This is a genomic window from Haloarcula sp. CBA1115, from assembly GCF_000827835.1.
Lineage (GTDB): Archaea > Halobacteriota > Halobacteria > Halobacteriales > Haloarculaceae > Haloarcula > Haloarcula hispanica.
This window is the reverse complement of sequence record NZ_CP010529.1, coordinates 1,223,727-1,239,120: the sequence shown is the minus strand read 5'-3', so window position 1 is coordinate 1,239,120 and position 15,394 is coordinate 1,223,727. Positions and strand designations below refer to the sequence as shown.

The following is a 15,394-nucleotide window of genomic DNA, read 5'->3' as shown; positions in this document are numbered from 1 at the left end:
CGTATGGAGACACGCCCTGTCGTGACGTGCTTCCTACGCAGCGATGGCGAGGTGTTGCTGTTGCGCCGGAGCGATGCAGTCGGCTCGTATCAGGGCCAGTGGAGCGGGGTCGCGGGACACGTCGCCGACGACGCCGGGCGAGATCGGGACCCGGAGACGGCCGCACGGGCCGAAATCGACGAGGAGACCGGGCTGGTCGACGCGGTGACGCTCGTCCGGCAGGGCGACTCGTTTCGGGTCGCTGACGACGACCGGGGCGTTCGATGGGTCGTTCATCCGTTCCTGTTCGACTGCGAGGCCCGCACAGTCGCGACTAACGAAGAGACGACCGAGACTGCGTGGGTCCACCCACCCGACATACTGGTCCGCGAGACGGTCCCGCGGCTGTGGACCTCCTGGGACCGCGTTCGCCCGCGAGTGGCGACAGTACGCGAGGACCGGACCCACGGCTCGGCGTGGCTGTCGCTCCGGGCACTGGAGGTGCTGCGCGACGAGGCCGCCCTGGCCGATGCCGGACGGTCTGACGACCTGGAGACGGCCGAGCGGGACGGTGACGGCTGGGACATGCTCGCTGCCCTCGCCGCTGAAATCCGCGAAGCGCGCTCCTCGATGGTCGTCGTCGCGAACCGTCTCAACCGAGCGATGGCTGCCGTGACCGATGAATCGCCAGCGGCTGTCGAGCGGGCGGCGACCGAAACGCTGAATCACGCGGTGACCGCCGACCGCGTCGCCGCCGCCGTCGCCGCCGAGCACGTCGGTGACCGCCTCGCGACGCTGTCTCGCTCCGGGACAGTCCGTGCAGTGGTCGACGCCGCTGCCCCAGCGGCCGTGCTCGTCGCCGAGTCACGGCCCGGCGGTGAAGGCGTCGCCGTCGCGGAGACGTTCGCCGACAGCGCCGCGGTGACGCTGACTCCTGACGCAGCGTTCGGTCACGAACTGGATGTGTGGAATGCCGACACGCTCGTCGTCGGGGCCGACCGAGTTCTTCCGGATGGCCGCGTGGTCAACAAAGTTGGAACCTGCCCAGCAGCTCTGTCGGCGGCCGCCGCGGCCGTGGACTGCTACGCCGTGTGTGCCACGGACAAGATCGCGCCACGCGCTGCGTGGGGCCGAGAAGAGCGGGAGCCAGAGGAGGTGTACGACGGTGACGCCGACATCGCTGTGTCCAACCCCACCTTCGACCTGACGCCGGCATCGGCAGTGACGGTCGTCACCGAACGCGGCGTTCTGGGGACGGACGACATCGAGGAGATCGCCGAGGCCCACCGGGAGCGGAGCGGGTGGGCCGACGGTGGCTAACGCCGATCTTTCGCCCGCTCACTGCTCGTCTAACACGACCGGGACGCCGGCTTCGGCTACGTCGGCAGCGAACTCACGGGAGTCGGCTTCAAGGTTGGAAAAGGTGTTGTAGTGGACTGGCATCACGAGGTCCGGGTCGATGGTCGCGGCCAGCGAGGCGGCCTCGTGGCGGTCCATGGTCGCCCGCGGGCCGATAGGCGGACACAGCAGCGATACCTCAAGGGTCCGATGCCCCGGCAGTACGTCCGAATCGCCCGGATAGAACGCTCTGGTCCCCTCGACGGCGATCATGAACCCACAGCCGAAGCCCTCCGGGTGGTAGGGCGTTCCATCGGGGAGCGTATGCGGCCCGTCCGGTTCGTTGTACGCCGGCGTCGACCAGATCGGTACGTCTTTGACGGTCTTCTGCGATTTCATTCCGACCTCGACCACGTCGTAGGGCAGCGAGGACAGTGGTGGGAGGTCCCGGTCGCCCACGCGCTCGTCGATACCCTCGTAGGCGACGATAGTCGCGTCCTCGCTCGCGACGCGCTCGATGCCGTCTGGGTCGTAGTGGTGGACGTGGGTCACACACACCACGTCGCCGTCTTCCGCGCGGTAGTCGCTGCTTGGCGGGTGGCCGATACCGTCCGTGTGGGGCTCCCATTCGCCGGTGAGCACGCCGTACCGGCCCGGGTCGACGTACACCACCGTGTCGTCGCTGGCGAACCGGAGCGTCGCGTACCCCAGCCAGTCGACGATCAGCCCGTCGTGTCGAACTGTCATTAGGTGTCCGTACACGCTACACCCTGAATAAGGCCGCTACTCGCTGGCGTCGCCCCCATCAGAAGATATACCCGGCCACTGTCCGTTTGCTTGCCCGTGCGAAACTTCCACATCACGACGGTCTGGGGGATTCCGATACGGGTCAACGTCTCGCTGCTGATTTTCCTGCCGGTGCTGGCCTGGATTATCGGTAGCGGGGCTCAGATATCGGTGTACGCCGGCATCGTGAGCGCTCTCTCCGGCGTGACGCTCGACCTCACGGTGCTGACCGCGGGCCAGACGCCGTGGCTCATCGGCACCGCCGCGGCGGTGGGTCTGTTCGCCAGCGTCGCACTGCACGAACTGGGCCACGCCTGGGCGGCGATGCGCTACGGGCTCCGGGTAGAGTCGATCACGCTCTGGATTCTCGGCGGCCTTGCCAGCCTCGAATCCATGCCCAAGGAGTGGAACCGGGAACTCGTCATCGCGCTGGCCGGCCCGGCCGTGAGTATTCTGACCGGGCTCGCCTGCTACGCCGCGCTGTTTGCCCTGCCAGCGAGCGCGCAGGTGACGCTGTTCGTTATCGGCTGGCTGGCCGTCACGAATATCTTTCTCGCCGTGTTCAATATGCTGCCGGCGTTCCCGATGGACGGGGGCCGCGTGCTCCGGGCGCTGCTCGCGCGAACGCGGCCCTACGCGACGGCGACTCGCATCGCCGCTCGTATCGGGACCGGGTTCGCCGTGCTGTTCGCCGTCGTCGGCGTCCTCTCGTTCAGCCCGCTGTTGTTGCTGCTCGCGCTGTTCGTCTACGGTGCTGCGTCGAGCGAATCCCGCACGGTTGCCCTGGCCGCCCTGCTGGAAGGGCTGACCGTCGACGACGTGGCCAGCCCGCTCGACGCGACTATCGAGGCCAGCGCCAGTATCGAGGACCTCGTCGACCGGATGTTCGCCGACCGGCGGACGGAGTTCGCTGTCACGCGCGGCGGCGACGTGGTCGGCGTCGTCACCGTCGGCGATTTCAGGGAACTCTCGAAGGCCGAACGTGAGGCCGACACCGTCGCCGACCTGATGGAGACCGACCTGCCGCGCTTTGCCTCGGAAACTGCCGCTTTCGACGTGCTCGTCGAACTCGACACCGCCAGAGCCACCGCCGCCTTCGTCGACGGCCCCGAGGGGACCCGTGTGGTCTCCCGCGAGGACTTCTCCAGTGCGATGGAGATGCAGCGGCTCGTTGGGTCGCCGGAACCGTTCTAACACAGCGTTTACTCGCTCGAATATGGTCCCTACCAGCTAGAAGGCGCTACCTGAAGCCGGCTGGACAACCTGGGCGAGCCGGGGGTTTTCCGATTCTGTACGGAGACGACGCCAGAACCTGAGACGCCACCTCCCGACTGCCGGTACATCCAAGAGGGGGCGACGTCCACTACTCGACAATGCAATCCGGGTTCGTCGACCTGTTCGTCGACCTCGTCGGCACCGACCCGCTGATAAACGGCCTCGTAGGTGGGACCATCATCGCGACGATGAACCTCTTCGGCGCGTCGCTCGTGCTGGTCTGGCGTGACCCCTCGGAGCGGGCGCTGGACACGGCGCTCGGGTTCGCCGCCGGCGTGATGCTGGCCGCCGCGTTCACGAGCCTCATCATCCCCGGCATCGAGGAGTACTCGGGCGGGAACCCGATTCCGACACTCGTCGGTGTCGCACTGGGGGCGCTGTTTCTCGACCGCGCGGACGGCCTCGTCCCGCACGCCCACTACCTCCTGACCGGGAGCCGGCGGTCGGACGCCGCCAACCCCAGCCAGGACCTCTCGATTGACGAATCCAAACTGACGGGCGTCATCCTGTTTATCCTCGCGATCACGCTGCACAACATCCCGGAAGGGCTGGCCGTCGGCGTCGGCTTCGGCGCGGCCGCCGGCGACCCGCTCCGGATCGGGGGCGCGCTCTCGCTGATGCTCGCCATCGGCATCCAGAACATCCCCGAGGGGCTGGCCGTCTCCGTCGCAGCGATCAACGCTGGTCTGGACCGTCGGCTCTACGCCGTCTTCACCGGGATTCGTTCCGGCGTCGTGGAAATCCCGCTCGCGGTGCTCGGCGCTGTCGCCGTCGTGACCGTCGAACCGCTCCTGCCCTACGCGATGGGGTTTGCGGCGGGCGCGATGCTGTTCGTGATTTCTGACGAGATAATCCCCGAGACCCACCAGCGCGGCTACGAGCGCGTCGCGACGCTCGGACTGATGGCGGGCGTCATCGTCATGCTGTACCTAGATATCGCGCTCGCAGCTTGAGTCCTGTTTCGTATCTGCTATTCCTCGTAAGGCCAGTTCGGGTCGCGGTCGAGGCCGGTCGGCTCCTCGCAGTCCCCGGCCTCGTCGGGGGAACACGCCCCGTGTTCGCTGAAGTTCTCGCGCGCTTCCGTCAGCGACACATGGTTCGTATCGCTGACGAACTCCGCGTCGCCGAACTGGATTGGGTCGTCGAGCCAGTGACACACCGGACACATCTCGTACGACCCGGGCCGCCCCTCGGGGAGTGTCTGGTAGCCACAGCACGGGCAGTAACCCAGCTCCCGTGCGGCTGGATTACCGGGCGTCTCGGTTGACATATTTCGTGGTATGTGTCTTCACACCATAGAATTACCGACCCGTAGCGGTGCATGATTATCGCTGAGACGAACAGACTACTCCGATTGCGCGTCTTTGACCTTCCTGGCGTACTCCTCCAGTTCGGCGGCGAGTTCGCGTGCCTGGGCCGCCGACAGCGTCACTGAGTCCGCATGTGGTTTCACCGCGTCGAGGTCGGTGTTGTCCATCTCTAACTGGAGTTCGACGTGGTCCGGGTTCTTCCGCGGCGCGGTCACGTTCAGCACGGCCAGGGCCTCCTCCTCGAAGCCGTGGCCCTCTACCTCACCGTCGAGCAGGTCGAAGGTCGTGTACGCGTTGACCTTCATGATGCGGTCGACCATACCGCGTGTTCGCGGGCCGGAGACTTAACGCCCGTTACTCGGCTGCGGTCGCGCCTTCGTAGTCGACCCGTTCGGCGTCCGCCGCCGCGCGGTCGATGGCCCCGTCGAGGTCGAACTCCCTGACGATGTCTCCGTCACGAATCAGTGGTTCCAGTAGCGATTCGGCGTCCTCCGGCGCGTCGCGGTCGGCCAGGCCGATGTGGTGGCCGCCGTCGGCGGTACGGTACACCGATTTTGTGCCGGTGAGCTTCCCCCGCTTGGCCGCCGGCTCGCCGTCCAGTTCCACGATATCCAGCGCGAAGTCCAGCGGATCGGCGTTGGCGACGTAGCCCCCGACGCCGAAGCCGTCGGCCACGTCCCGTAGCTCCCGGAGCGTCGTCGGGGTAAGTCCGCCGGAGAGGAACAGGTCCACGTCCTCGTGGCCGTGGGCGTCCAGCGTCCAGCGAACCTCCCGGACGATGTGGCGGAAGTCCCCGCGGCGGGATCCAGTCGTATCCAGTCGGACGCCCGCGAGGTCGTCGACGGCTTCCGCTGCGCGGAGCGCCTCGTCGACCTCGTCGCTGTAGGTGTCTGTCAGCGCGATGCGGGGCGTCTCCTCGGGGACGGCGGCGTCGAACGCCTGCCACGCCTGTTCCTGATTACCGCGGCCGAAACAGATCATGAGCGCGTGGGGCATCGTCCCACCAGCGTCCCGGTCGATGACCTCGCCCGCAGCGACGTTCGAGATACCGTCGAGACCGCCCAGCAGCGCCGAGCGCTCGATCATCGCCGCTATCGACGGGTGGACGTGACGCGAGCCAAAGGAGAGCACCGTCGACTCCGGTGCGGCGTAGCGGGCCTCTAGCGCCCGCGTCGCGATGCCTGTCGGATGCGAGAGAAAACCAAGGAGCGCCGTCTCCAGGCGACAGAACTCCCGGTACGGCCCCTCGATTCGCATTACCGGGCCGCCGTCGAACAGTTGTCCTTCGGGGAGCGCGTCAACGTCGACGCTCCGTCCTTCAAGCAACTCGGCGGCGTCTTTCAGCCCCGCCAGCAGCTTCCACTGCCCCGTCGCGAACTGGTTCGCCGTCACTTCGGCGACCACGTCCGGGTTCTTTCCGGCGTGTTCCAGCGTCTCCATTGTCCGGTCGAAGTAGGCGTCGGTCGCCCGCCCCTCGCGAATCGCCTCTGGCGAGACGACGTCGAACTCCTCGGTCATAACACGGTGTTTTCAGTGTGGCGAAAAAAGCGGTCCGGTCGGCGACTGGCCCTCAGGACTCCGCTGGCTGGTGAATCTCGTCGAGATCGCTCACTGTCGGGCCGTTGACGATGCGGACGGTCTTGCCGGACCGGACGACGCGGAAGGCGTCGTTGAACTGGTCGTCCGCTGGGACGACGTAGACGTTACTCCGGGGCTGGCTGGCGTCGTGTTCCTCGGTCAGTGCCGCCCGATACGCCTGTGCGAACTCGCTGGCGTCCTCCTCGGTATCCCAGCGGATCTCCCAGACGTAGCCGTAGCCGCCGGAGCCGTTGCGGTAGGGAACGACGAGATCACCGCCCCAGCCCGCCGACATCTCGCTCTCGTAGCTGTAGCGGTCGCCCTCCGTCTGGCCGTTGTGGTACATCATCGCGTAGATCGATGTTTCCCCGACCGTGTCGCCGACCGGATCGTGGTCGAAGCGGCTCCACTCGTCGGATGAGCGGTCCGCGACGCTGACGCTCACGGGCTCTTCGTCGGGATACTTCTCAGGGTGGAGCACCTGCTCGGTGCTGTCGGGGAAGTCGTCGTGGAGGGCGTCGACGGCGTCCCAGCCGCCGTCAGAGCGCACCTGGTCGACGAACCGCGGCCCGGTGACGTACGGCTGGTAGAGGACGGTGAACAGCCCCTCGTTGTAGCTCGGCTGCTGGCTGGCGTCGTCTCCGTCGCTGCTTCCGCCGTCGTCACTGGTCCGGTCCGGGAGCGCGATACAGCCCCAGCCGTCACCACACTGTCGCTCGTAGAGGATGCGAACATAGTTGGCCTCGCCCTCGGTGACGCCCTGCCGTGACAGTTGCGTGTCCTGCGTTTCCGCGGAGCCGTTCAGCCCGAAGTGCTGGTCCTGCAGGGCGTGAACGAGTTCGTGTGAGAGTGTCCGTCGGTCGATCTGTGGCGTCTCCGTCGGGCTGACGATGACGATTTCGTCCTGACTCGGGGAGTAGTAGCCCTGAACCGTCGTCGAGAGCGTGTCGTCGATTTCGTCGCTGCTGCCGGAGTCCTCGCCGATGAGCAGGAGCGCTTCCCACACCTGGTCGTTCCAGGGGTCCTGTGGACGACTGCTGCCGCCGCTGTCGTTGCCCCCGGACCGGTTCTGGTACTCTGCCCGGGAGATGACCGAAACCGGAACCGGCTCTTTGAACTCCAGGTCGCGGACCTGCTCGACGCGGGCCATCGTCCGGGCGACGACGGCCTCCCGTTCTGTCTCGTTCAAGCCGTCGTCGGTCGTCACCGACACCGAGTCGTCGTACCAGTAGCCGTTCTCGTAGCCGATGGCGTCGTCCCCGGTCGGTGTCTCGGGGTGGTCGCTGCCGCCGAAGGACGGGACCGTACAGCCCGCCAAGACGACTGCCACCGCGACGAGCAGTTCCTTACGCATTGTGAACCTCGTCGAGTTCGTCGGCTGTCGGCGCGTTCACGACGGTGACCGTGTCCCCGTCGACTCTGACGGTGACAGCGTCGGTGTAGGGGCTGTCTCCCTCGATGAGCCAGTGGCCCTCCGCGGTTCTGGTGCCGCCCCAGTGGGCGATGACCGCCTCCCAGGCGTCAGCGAACTCGCGGGCGTCGGCCTCGCTGTCCCAGGTCGTCTTCCAGACGTAGGCCGTCTCGTCGCCGTTGTCGTAGATGTGCATCCGGCCGCCCTGCCAGCCGTCGGTGGCGGGCAGGTCGTAGTTGTACGGGTCGTCGCTGTCCAGCGATCCGTCCTCGTAGTTGATGACGTCACGCGTCCGGACGACGCTCGACTCGTTGTAGTCATCGGCGATGGTGTACGCCATCGACCCGGCGATGGCAGAGGGACCGACGACGGCGTAGTCGGGCCGGTCCCGGTCAGTCGAGGGTTTGACCCGCTCCCAGTCGTCGCTGGACCGGTCCGCCAGCGAGACGGACTCGGGTTCCCATTCGGGGTAGCGCTCGGGGTAGGTCACTTCGGCGGCCCCGTCGGGATAGTCGTCGTAGGCGTCGGTGACAGCACTCCAGCCGCCGCGTTCTCGGAGGGCTCCAATCAAGCCGGGACCGTCGCTGTAGGGGAAATACTGCATGAAGTTGATGCCGAAGTGGCGGTCGCCGCCGCCACCGCCGCTCTGGGCGGGCCTGTCGATACAGCGCCATTCCTCGCCACAGCGGTCGGTGTAGGTCTGGGTGACGGCGACGGCGTCGCCTTCGACCATTCCGTTTCGACCCTGCACCTGATCCCGCGTCCGCGCGTCACTTTCGAGGCCGAAGTGCTGGTCCTGCAGGGCGTGGACGAGTTCGTGGGCCAGCGTCCCCCGGCTTATCGTCGGCGTCTCGGAATCGCTGACGATGACGATTTCACCGCGCTGGCTGCTGTAGTAGCCAAGCACGCTCTCCCCGCGGTTGCTGTTCTGGACGGCGATGGAGTCGCGGTCCTCGCCGATGAAAAACAGCGCCTCGAACTTCGCGTTGTCGAACCGACGCAGCGAATCGCCGGTTTCGCCGCCGCCCGTGTTGTTTCGATACTCGGCTCGCGAGACGACGGAGACCGGCACTGTCTCCTCGAACTCCAGCCCGCGAATCCGCTCGACGCGGGCCATCGTCCGGGCGACGACGGCTTCCCGCTCCGTCTCGTTCAGCCCGTCCCCGGTTGTTATCGACAGCGATTCGTTGTACCAGTAGCCATTCTCGTAGCCCAGCCGGTCCGTCGCAGGCGCTGGCGGGGCGGAGTCGTTGCTCCCGTAGTCGGTCGCGGGCTCACTTGGCGTCAGGTCGTCGCCACCAGTTTCCGTCTCGGGCGACGCACTGGGTGCCTGACAGCCCGCCAGTAACAGCACAACGGCACAGAGAACGACGAGGGCGAAAGGGCGGCGCATCTACCTTTACGCTGGGTTACCACAGTGAAAAGTCACACGCTAATCGCGGGAACGTTCGTCGGTCAGAAAGACTGCTCGTGTTTGTTCCCGCCGTCCGAAATTCACCGTGGGAGTAACTTTCGTAGTCGCGCCCTCCCAAGGTCCCGCATGGAACTCGACCCAGCACAGACCGCTCTGGTCGTCGTCGATATGCAGAACGGCTTCTGTCACCCCGATGGAAGCCTCTACGCACCGGACAGCGAAGCGGCTATCGAGCCCTGCGCCGAACTCGTCGAGCGCGCCCGTGAGGCCGGCGCGAAAGTCGTGTTCACCCGCGACGTCCATCCACCCGACCAGTTCGAGGACACTCACTACTACGACGAGTTCGACCGGTGGGGCGAACACGTCGTCGAAGGTTCCTGGGAGACCGAACTCGTCGAGGACCTCGACCCGCAGGACGAGGACCTGACCGTGGTCAAGCACACCTACGACGCCTTCTACCAGACGGAACTGGAGGGGTGGCTCGACGCCCACGGCGTCACGGACCTGGCTATCTGTGGCACGCTCGCGAACGTCTGCGTGCTCCACACCGCCTCTAGCGCCGGCCTGCGGGACTACCGCCCGATCCTCGTCGAGGACGCCGTCGGCTACATCGAGGACGACCACTGCGAGTACGCGCTGGAACACGCCGACTGGCTGTTCGGCGAACTGACCGACCGGGGCGAACTCGCCTTCGCCTGAGATGGGGGCTGACCCATTCGCGGCGACATGGCCGAGGTCAAGGAAGGTCCCGAGTACGACCTGGACTTCCGCGCACATCCCGAGCGGTACGACAAATCGTAGTTACAGAGACGCCTCGTCACCGGTCGTGGCCTGCTCGATAGTCACCTGCACCTCGTCACCGACGGCGAGGTCGATGGTCTCACCGACGAGCTTCGCGCCGAAGCGTTCGCGGCCACAGAACAACGCGATGCCGGTTATCGGTTCGCCGTTTGCCAGGACGGTCAGGTCGTCCCATGTGACCGTGCGGCCGTCCGCTGTCCCGACGTGCTGGCCTGCAAGGGCTGCGGCGTCGGTTCCGTCACGGCCCAGCAGCCCGCCTCCGGAGTAGTGTGGGAGCCCGCCGTCGAGGACTCCGGAATCGCCGCCGTCGGCGTCGTTGGCGATGCCGACGAAGGATTCACCAGGTGCCGGATGAGCAGGTTCGTCAAGTCGGACCCACGTTTCGCCGCCGGCGACGACGGTGCCGGTCCCGTCCCAGGAAAGCGGCGTCACGTCGACAGCCACGTCGACCGGCAGCGACCCCGACGCCCGGTAGGGGTTCGCGTCGGGATCACGGAAGCCGAGGTGGATGTGGTTCGGGACCCACGGCGCGAAAAAGCCCGCCCGGACCAGCTCCCCGAGGTCGTCGCCGACGGCCACCGTCTCGCCGGGTTCGACGGCGGGGTCGACATGCAGCAGCCGAGCCACAGTGTCGCCGGTGTCGATCAGGATGAGATGGTCGTGTTCGGCGGCGTAGGCCTTCGGCGGGGCCTGCACCGTCTTCGTGTCCAGCACTTCGCCGGCGACCGGCGACGGCGCGCGCTCGCCGTCTGGGTAGAGGTCGATGGCACACCCCTTGTCGTGGGCGTCGAACGGCGAGTTGTACAGGGAAAAGCGGTAATACTGAAAGAGTACGCCTCGCGGTATCGTGACGACCATCGGCGGCGATTAGGCGTGTGTCGGTATGGCTCTGTCGCCCGAGAGTTCAAGACCCATGCCGAGGCCACCGGTTCGTGTGCGCTGACGACGACCGCGGCGGGGGCAGCGGGAGCGCGACACGTCCCGCCGCGACGGCCATGTGTCGCCTGTTCGCTATCCACCGCTGAGGGGTATCTGCTTGACCGGCGGACCGTTTTAAGCCCGAGGAGCCGTACGGTCCGCTATGCGTCTGCTACGGGGTCGCACCGCTGACCCGGAAACTGACTTCGAGCGGACCCGCAAGATGGCCGAGACGGTCGCCGAGGACCGCGAGCCAGCCCTGCGAGCCTGGCGACCGCACAGACAGGTCGCATTCGGCCGCCGTGACACGAACAGCGACGGCTACAACCGAGCGCGCCGGGCCGCTCGCGACCGGGGCTACACCGTCATCGAGCGCGCCGTGGGGGGTCGCGCCGTCGCCTACACCGGGTCGACTGTCTCGTTTTCCATTGCCGTCCCGACCGATGACCCGCGAGGGTCTATCGATGACCGCTACGAGTGGGCCAAAGCCGCTGTGAAGCGCGCGCTCGACGACTGCGGCGTCACCGCTCGGACGGGCGAACCGGACGCCTCTTTCTGTCCGGGGAGCCACTCGCTGCAGGCCGATGGCAAAATCGCGGGGCTCGCACAGCGCGTCCGCCAGTCCGTCGCTGTCGTCGGCGGCATCGTCGTCGTTCGGGACCACGAGGCTATCGCCGAGGTGCTGGCTCCCATCTACGAGGCAATCGATGTCCCGTTCGACCCCCAGAGCGTCGGGAGCGTCGCCAACGCTGGGGGAACCGACGACCCCGAACAGGTTATCGTGGCGCTGGAGCGGTCGCTGGCTGACGGCCCCGACGTGTCGGTGAGCGCTATCCGAGAGACTTAGGGGTGCGCCCGGCCGACTGGGCGTATGCTCATCCGTAACGCGACGCTGCCGGACGGCCACCAGCGCGACGTCCGGGTGCGTGGCGAGTCCATCGTCGAAGTCGGCCGCGACCTCGACGCGACCGACCAGCACGTCATCGAAGCGACCGGCAAACGCCTCTTCCCGGGAATGATTGACGCACACGTCCACTTCCGCCAGCCCGGCTACCCGCACAAGGAGACGTGGGAGAGCGGCTCACGGTCGGCGGCGGCCGGCGGCGTCACGACTGTCGTCGACCAGCCAAACACCGACCCGCCGACCGTCGACGGTGAGGCGTTCGACCAGAAAGCCGAGTTCGCCGCCGACTCGGTCGTCGACTGGGGTATCAACGGGGGCGTCACGGCTGACTGGATTCCGAACGTCCTCCTGCGCCGTCGCCTGTTCGCACTCGGCGAGGTGTTCCTCGCGGATTCGACCGGCGACATGGGTATCGAGGCCGACCTGTTCGCCGACGCGCTGGAGGCCGCTGCTGACACCGACGTGCCGGTCACGGTCCACGCCGAGGACGCCGACTACTTCAACGACGACGCGAGGGCCCGCGACGACGCCGACGCCTGGAGCGCGTTCCGGACCGCGAAAGCTGAAGAAAAGGCCGTCGAGCGGGCCTGTTCCGTCGCGAAAGGGCACGACGCGACCATTCACATCGCTCACACCTCCACGCCGGAGGGCGTCGACATCGCCAGCGAGGCCGGAATGACGACCGAAGTGACGCCCCATCACTTGCTGCTCTCTCGGCGCGACCTCTCGGAACTGGGGACGTTCGGGCGAATGAATCCGCCTCTGCGCCGCGAAAAACGCCGTCAAAAGCTCTACGAGCGCGTCGTGGACGGCACCGTCGATATGATCGCGACGGACCACGCGCCACACACCCGCGAGGAGAAAGACGCCAGCATCTGGGACGCGCCGTCGGGTGTTCCCGGCGTCGAGACTGTCCTCCCGCTCCTACTAGCCGAAGCCCGGGACCCGGACAGCGGGCTCACCTACGAGCGCGTTCGGGACCTCACTGCACGCAACCCGGCCGACGTGTTCGACATCCCACAGAAGGGTGCCATCGAAGCCGGCAAGGACGCCGACCTCGTGCTCGTCGACACGACCGAGACGAGTGAGATCAGCGGTGCGGCGCTCCACTCGAAATGCGACTGGACGCCGTTCGAGGGCCGTGAGGCGGTGTTCCCCGAATGGACGATGGTCCGTGGGACGGTCGTCTACGAGCGCGGCGACGCGTTGGCTGACGATGCAACGCCGCAGGAAGACGTGTTCTACGACCATCAGGGCGAGAACGTCCGCGGCCCGGACAGCGAGCGGCTAGAGTAACGCCGCGACGACTGAGGTCCCGACCATTATTCCGCCGCCACCGCCACAGAGCCGGGCCATTGCCCGCCGCGAATCGCGCTCGGTCCAATTGCTTCGCGTGCCCATGTGTTCCTGCATGGCTTCGATGCCGCGGCCGGCGAGTATCGACCCCGACCAGCCCAGCAGGCCGAAGCCGAACACGAGCGCGCCGAGGGCGAACACCGCCGCTTCACTCGACCGTGCATCACCGGTGTAGAGCGTCCAGCCCGCCGTTCCGAGGCCGCCAAGCAGGAGGCCGACGACCAGACCGCTCCCCACCAGTCGCGCCCGGGCCGCGACGTACTGCCGGAGCCGCGGTGGGTCACCGTTCTGGGCCATCAGTCGATCGCGTCACGCATCCGCGGGTCGAGCGCGTCACGCATCCCGTCACCGAGCAGATTGAACCCGAGGACGGTGATAGCGAGGAACAGCCCCGGGAAGAAGGAGAGCCACCACTCACCAGTCAGGAGGCCGTTCTCGACGCCTCGGGAGAGCATCAGGCCCCACGACGGCGTCCCGGCCTGTGCACCGAACCCGAGGAAGGACAGGGCCGCGAGGTCGATGATGGCGAGCCCGAAGTTCAGCGTCGACTGGACGGTAATCGGCGCGAGCGTGTTCGGCAGGATGTGCCGGACGAGCACCCGCGGGTCGGTCGCGCCGAGCGCAACTGTCGCGTCGACGTACTCGTCTTCGAGCACTTTGAGCGCGGCTCCGCGGACGACCCGAGCGAACCGCGGCGTGTACACCAGCACGAGCGCCACCACGGCCCGCCAGAGCCCAAGGTCTCGCGGGAAGATGGCGACCAGCGCAAGTGCGAGCAACAGCGGCGGGAACGCCAGTAGGACGTCCATCGTTCGCATGATGACGTTGTCGGTCACGTCGCCGTAGTACGCCGCAATAATACCCAGGCCGACACCGACGGTAGTCGATGTACCGACGGTAATCGTCCCGAACTTCAGGGCCAGCCACGCGCCGTACAGGCTCCGCTTGTAGATGTCACGGGCCGCCGCGTCCGTCCCGAACAGTTGTTGATTCGCGGGCGCGGGACCGAGCCAGCCGGGCGGTGCGCGGTCAGCGATCTCGGTACCGAGCTGTGAGCTGGCAAGCGCGCCGAGGTCGTAGGTCACGCGGGCGTAGATGGCGACAGCGGCCATGCCGAGGATGATCGTCAGCCCGACGACGGCGAGGCGGTTCGTCAGCAGGTCGGCGAGGAACGGGGACGCCCGCAGGCGTCCCAGCGTGCCCCGTGTCTCGGTGTCCGTACTCATTGTTGAATCCGTGGGTCGAGATAGCTGTATGTGACGTCGACGAAGAGGTTCACGAGCGTAAACAGCAGGGCGAAGGTGAGCACCGTTCCCTGTACGACCGGGTAGTCCGAGACGCCGATGGCGGTGACGATAGTCAGCCCCATCCCGTTGATACCGAACACGGTCTCGGTCAGGACTGCCCCGCCCAGCAGCGTCCCGAACTGGATACCGATGACGGTGACGACCGGAATCAGCGCGTTCCGGAAGCCGTGTTTCATCAGCGTGATTTTCGCGCCCTGACCCTTCGCCCGCGCGGTCCGGATGTAGTCCTGCCGGATGACTTCGAGCATCGAGGAGCGCATCATCCGCGAGATCAGTGCCGTCGAGTAGACGCCGATGACCACCGCCGGCAGGAACAGGTGATGCGCCGCCGAGAGGAAGGCCTCGGTGTTCCCGAGCAGTATTGTATCGACTGTTATCATCCCGGTAAGGGGCAGCTCACGGCCGAGCAGTGTCCAGGTGTCGGGCAGAAATAGCGTTGAGGCGATACGCCCGCTGGTCGGGAACACGTCAAGGTACGTCGAGAACAGCAGGATGAGCAGCGGACCGGACCAGAATATCGGGACGGAAATACCCGTCAGTGCTCCGATCCGGGTGACGTGGTCCGTCAGCGAATCCTGCTTGACCGCGGAGATGATGCCCAGCGGCAGTCCGAGCAGGATACCCGCTGCCTGGCCGTAAATCGCGAGTTCGAGCGTGATCGGGAGTCGGTCGGAGATGACCGAGCGGACGCTGTTCCCGCGGCTAATGCTGTAGGACTGTCCGAAGTCGAACCGTGCTGCGTCCCACAGGAAGGTCAGGTACTGCTCCCAGAGCGGCCGCCGAAGTCCCAGTTCAACGCGTATTTGTTCGAGCTGTTCGGCCGACGCTCGCTGGCCGGCGATAATGATAGCCGGGTCACCCGGGGCCAGGTGGAGAATCGCGAAGACGACCGATGCGACGCCGAACAGCACCGGGATGAGCAATAGCAGTCGCTTGATGACGAACCGTGGCGGTACCACCGGCTCAGCCAGCCTGAAAAGAAACTGTGTCCAGTTCATTCGGAAGTTCCCTTGAAGC

At 66.6% G+C, this 15,394-nt stretch carries 16 protein-coding genes; 6 read left to right on the top strand and 10 right to left on the bottom strand.

Going from position 1 to position 15,394, the window contains the following annotated elements; translation table 11 throughout:
• The first annotated feature begins 3 nt into the window (after positions 1 to 3).
• Positions 4 to 1,299 (top strand): NUDIX domain-containing protein, encoded by a 1,296-nt coding sequence (locus SG26_RS06080; RefSeq protein ID WP_050037120.1) that lies wholly within the window; start codon positions 4 to 6, stop codon positions 1,297 to 1,299.
• Positions 1,300 to 1,317: 18 nt separating this feature from the next.
• On the opposite strand, the gene SG26_RS06075 is transcribed toward SG26_RS06080, so the two are convergent.
• The gene (locus tag SG26_RS06075; protein ID WP_050037119.1) at positions 1,318 to 2,064 is read right to left on the bottom strand and encodes an MBL fold metallo-hydrolase; all 747 of its coding nucleotides are present in this window, start codon (positions 2,062 to 2,064) and stop codon (positions 1,318 to 1,320) included.
• Positions 2,065 to 2,160: 96 nt separating this feature from the next.
• Here SG26_RS06075 and SG26_RS06070 point away from each other — a divergent pair, with 96 nt between their 5' ends.
• Together SG26_RS06070 and SG26_RS06065 are read left to right on the top strand one after the other, a co-directional pair.
• Positions 2,161 to 3,297 (top strand): site-2 protease family protein, encoded by a 1,137-nt coding sequence (locus SG26_RS06070; RefSeq protein WP_050037118.1) that lies wholly within the window; start codon positions 2,161 to 2,163, stop codon positions 3,295 to 3,297.
• Positions 3,298 to 3,476: 179 nt separating this feature from the next.
• Positions 3,477 to 4,331 (top strand): ZIP family metal transporter, encoded by an 855-nt coding sequence (locus tag SG26_RS06065; protein ID WP_014041374.1) that lies wholly within the window; start codon positions 3,477 to 3,479, stop codon positions 4,329 to 4,331.
• Positions 4,332 to 4,348: 17 nt separating this feature from the next.
• Here SG26_RS06065 and SG26_RS06060 read toward each other — a convergent pair whose 3' ends face one another.
• The 5 genes from SG26_RS06060 to SG26_RS06040 all read right to left on the bottom strand — a co-directional run bounded on the left by SG26_RS06060 (position 4,349) and on the right by SG26_RS06040 (position 9,070).
• The gene (locus SG26_RS06060; RefSeq protein ID WP_014041373.1) at positions 4,349 to 4,648 is read right to left on the bottom strand and encodes a CPCC family cysteine-rich protein; all 300 of its coding nucleotides are present in this window, start codon (positions 4,646 to 4,648) and stop codon (positions 4,349 to 4,351) included.
• Positions 4,649 to 4,723: 75 nt separating this feature from the next.
• Complete coding sequence (locus SG26_RS06055; RefSeq protein WP_050037117.1) at positions 4,724 to 5,008, bottom strand: DUF6360 family protein; 285 nt, start codon at positions 5,006 to 5,008, stop codon at positions 4,724 to 4,726.
• A 34-nt stretch (positions 5,009 to 5,042) separates the two neighbouring features.
• On the bottom strand, positions 5,043 to 6,206 hold the full coding sequence (locus tag SG26_RS06050; protein ID WP_014041372.1) for a nicotinate phosphoribosyltransferase: 1,164 nt from the start codon (positions 6,204 to 6,206) through the stop codon (positions 5,043 to 5,045).
• A 52-nt stretch (positions 6,207 to 6,258) separates the two neighbouring features.
• Positions 6,259 to 7,620, bottom strand: a complete 1,362-nt coding sequence (locus SG26_RS06045; protein ID WP_050037116.1) for an Hvo_1808 family surface protein — start codon at positions 7,618 to 7,620, stop codon at positions 6,259 to 6,261.
• Complete coding sequence (locus SG26_RS06040) at positions 7,613 to 9,070, bottom strand: Hvo_1808 family surface protein (protein ID WP_050037115.1); 1,458 nt, start codon at positions 9,068 to 9,070, stop codon at positions 7,613 to 7,615. The genes SG26_RS06045 and SG26_RS06040 overlap by 8 nt, the downstream gene beginning before the upstream one ends.
• A gap of 147 nt (positions 9,071 to 9,217) precedes the next feature.
• Between SG26_RS06040 and SG26_RS06035 the strand changes: the two genes are divergently transcribed.
• Positions 9,218 to 9,790, top strand: coding sequence for a cysteine hydrolase family protein (locus tag SG26_RS06035; RefSeq protein WP_050037114.1), 573 nt, complete (start codon positions 9,218 to 9,220; stop codon positions 9,788 to 9,790).
• Between the two features lie 102 nt (positions 9,791 to 9,892).
• Here the strand turns inward: SG26_RS06035 and SG26_RS06030 are convergent, their stop codons facing one another.
• Positions 9,893 to 10,750, bottom strand: a complete 858-nt coding sequence (locus SG26_RS06030; protein ID WP_050037113.1) for a hypothetical protein — start codon at positions 10,748 to 10,750, stop codon at positions 9,893 to 9,895.
• 223 nt (positions 10,751 to 10,973) lie between these two features.
• Here SG26_RS06030 and SG26_RS06025 point away from each other — a divergent pair, with 223 nt between their 5' ends.
• Positions 10,974 to 11,657 (top strand): lipoate--protein ligase family protein, encoded by a 684-nt coding sequence (locus SG26_RS06025; protein WP_050037112.1) that lies wholly within the window; start codon positions 10,974 to 10,976, stop codon positions 11,655 to 11,657.
• Between the two features lie 24 nt (positions 11,658 to 11,681).
• Positions 11,682 to 13,010 carry a dihydroorotase gene (locus SG26_RS06020; protein WP_050037111.1) on the top strand — a complete coding sequence of 443 codons (1,329 nt, stop codon included), beginning with the start codon at positions 11,682 to 11,684 and terminating at the stop codon, positions 13,008 to 13,010.
• Here the strand turns inward: SG26_RS06020 and SG26_RS06015 are convergent.
• Genes SG26_RS06015 through SG26_RS06005 form a run of 3 tightly spaced genes read right to left on the bottom strand, consistent with a single transcriptional unit; the run spans position 13,002 to position 15,375 of the window.
• Positions 13,002 to 13,367 (bottom strand): hypothetical protein, encoded by a 366-nt coding sequence (locus SG26_RS06015; RefSeq protein WP_050037110.1) that lies wholly within the window; start codon positions 13,365 to 13,367, stop codon positions 13,002 to 13,004. The two genes, SG26_RS06020 and SG26_RS06015, sit on opposite strands and share 9 nt — an antisense overlap.
• Positions 13,367 to 14,296 carry an ABC transporter permease gene (locus SG26_RS06010; protein ID WP_014041364.1) on the bottom strand — a complete coding sequence of 310 codons (930 nt, stop codon included), beginning with the start codon at positions 14,294 to 14,296 and terminating at the stop codon, positions 13,367 to 13,369. Before SG26_RS06010 ends, SG26_RS06015 begins: the two co-directional genes overlap by 1 nt.
• The gene (locus tag SG26_RS06005) at positions 14,293 to 15,375 is read right to left on the bottom strand and encodes an ABC transporter permease (RefSeq protein WP_014041363.1); all 1,083 of its coding nucleotides are present in this window, start codon (positions 15,373 to 15,375) and stop codon (positions 14,293 to 14,295) included. The genes SG26_RS06010 and SG26_RS06005 overlap by 4 nt, the downstream gene beginning before the upstream one ends.
• Positions 15,376 to 15,394: the final 19 nt, after the last annotated feature.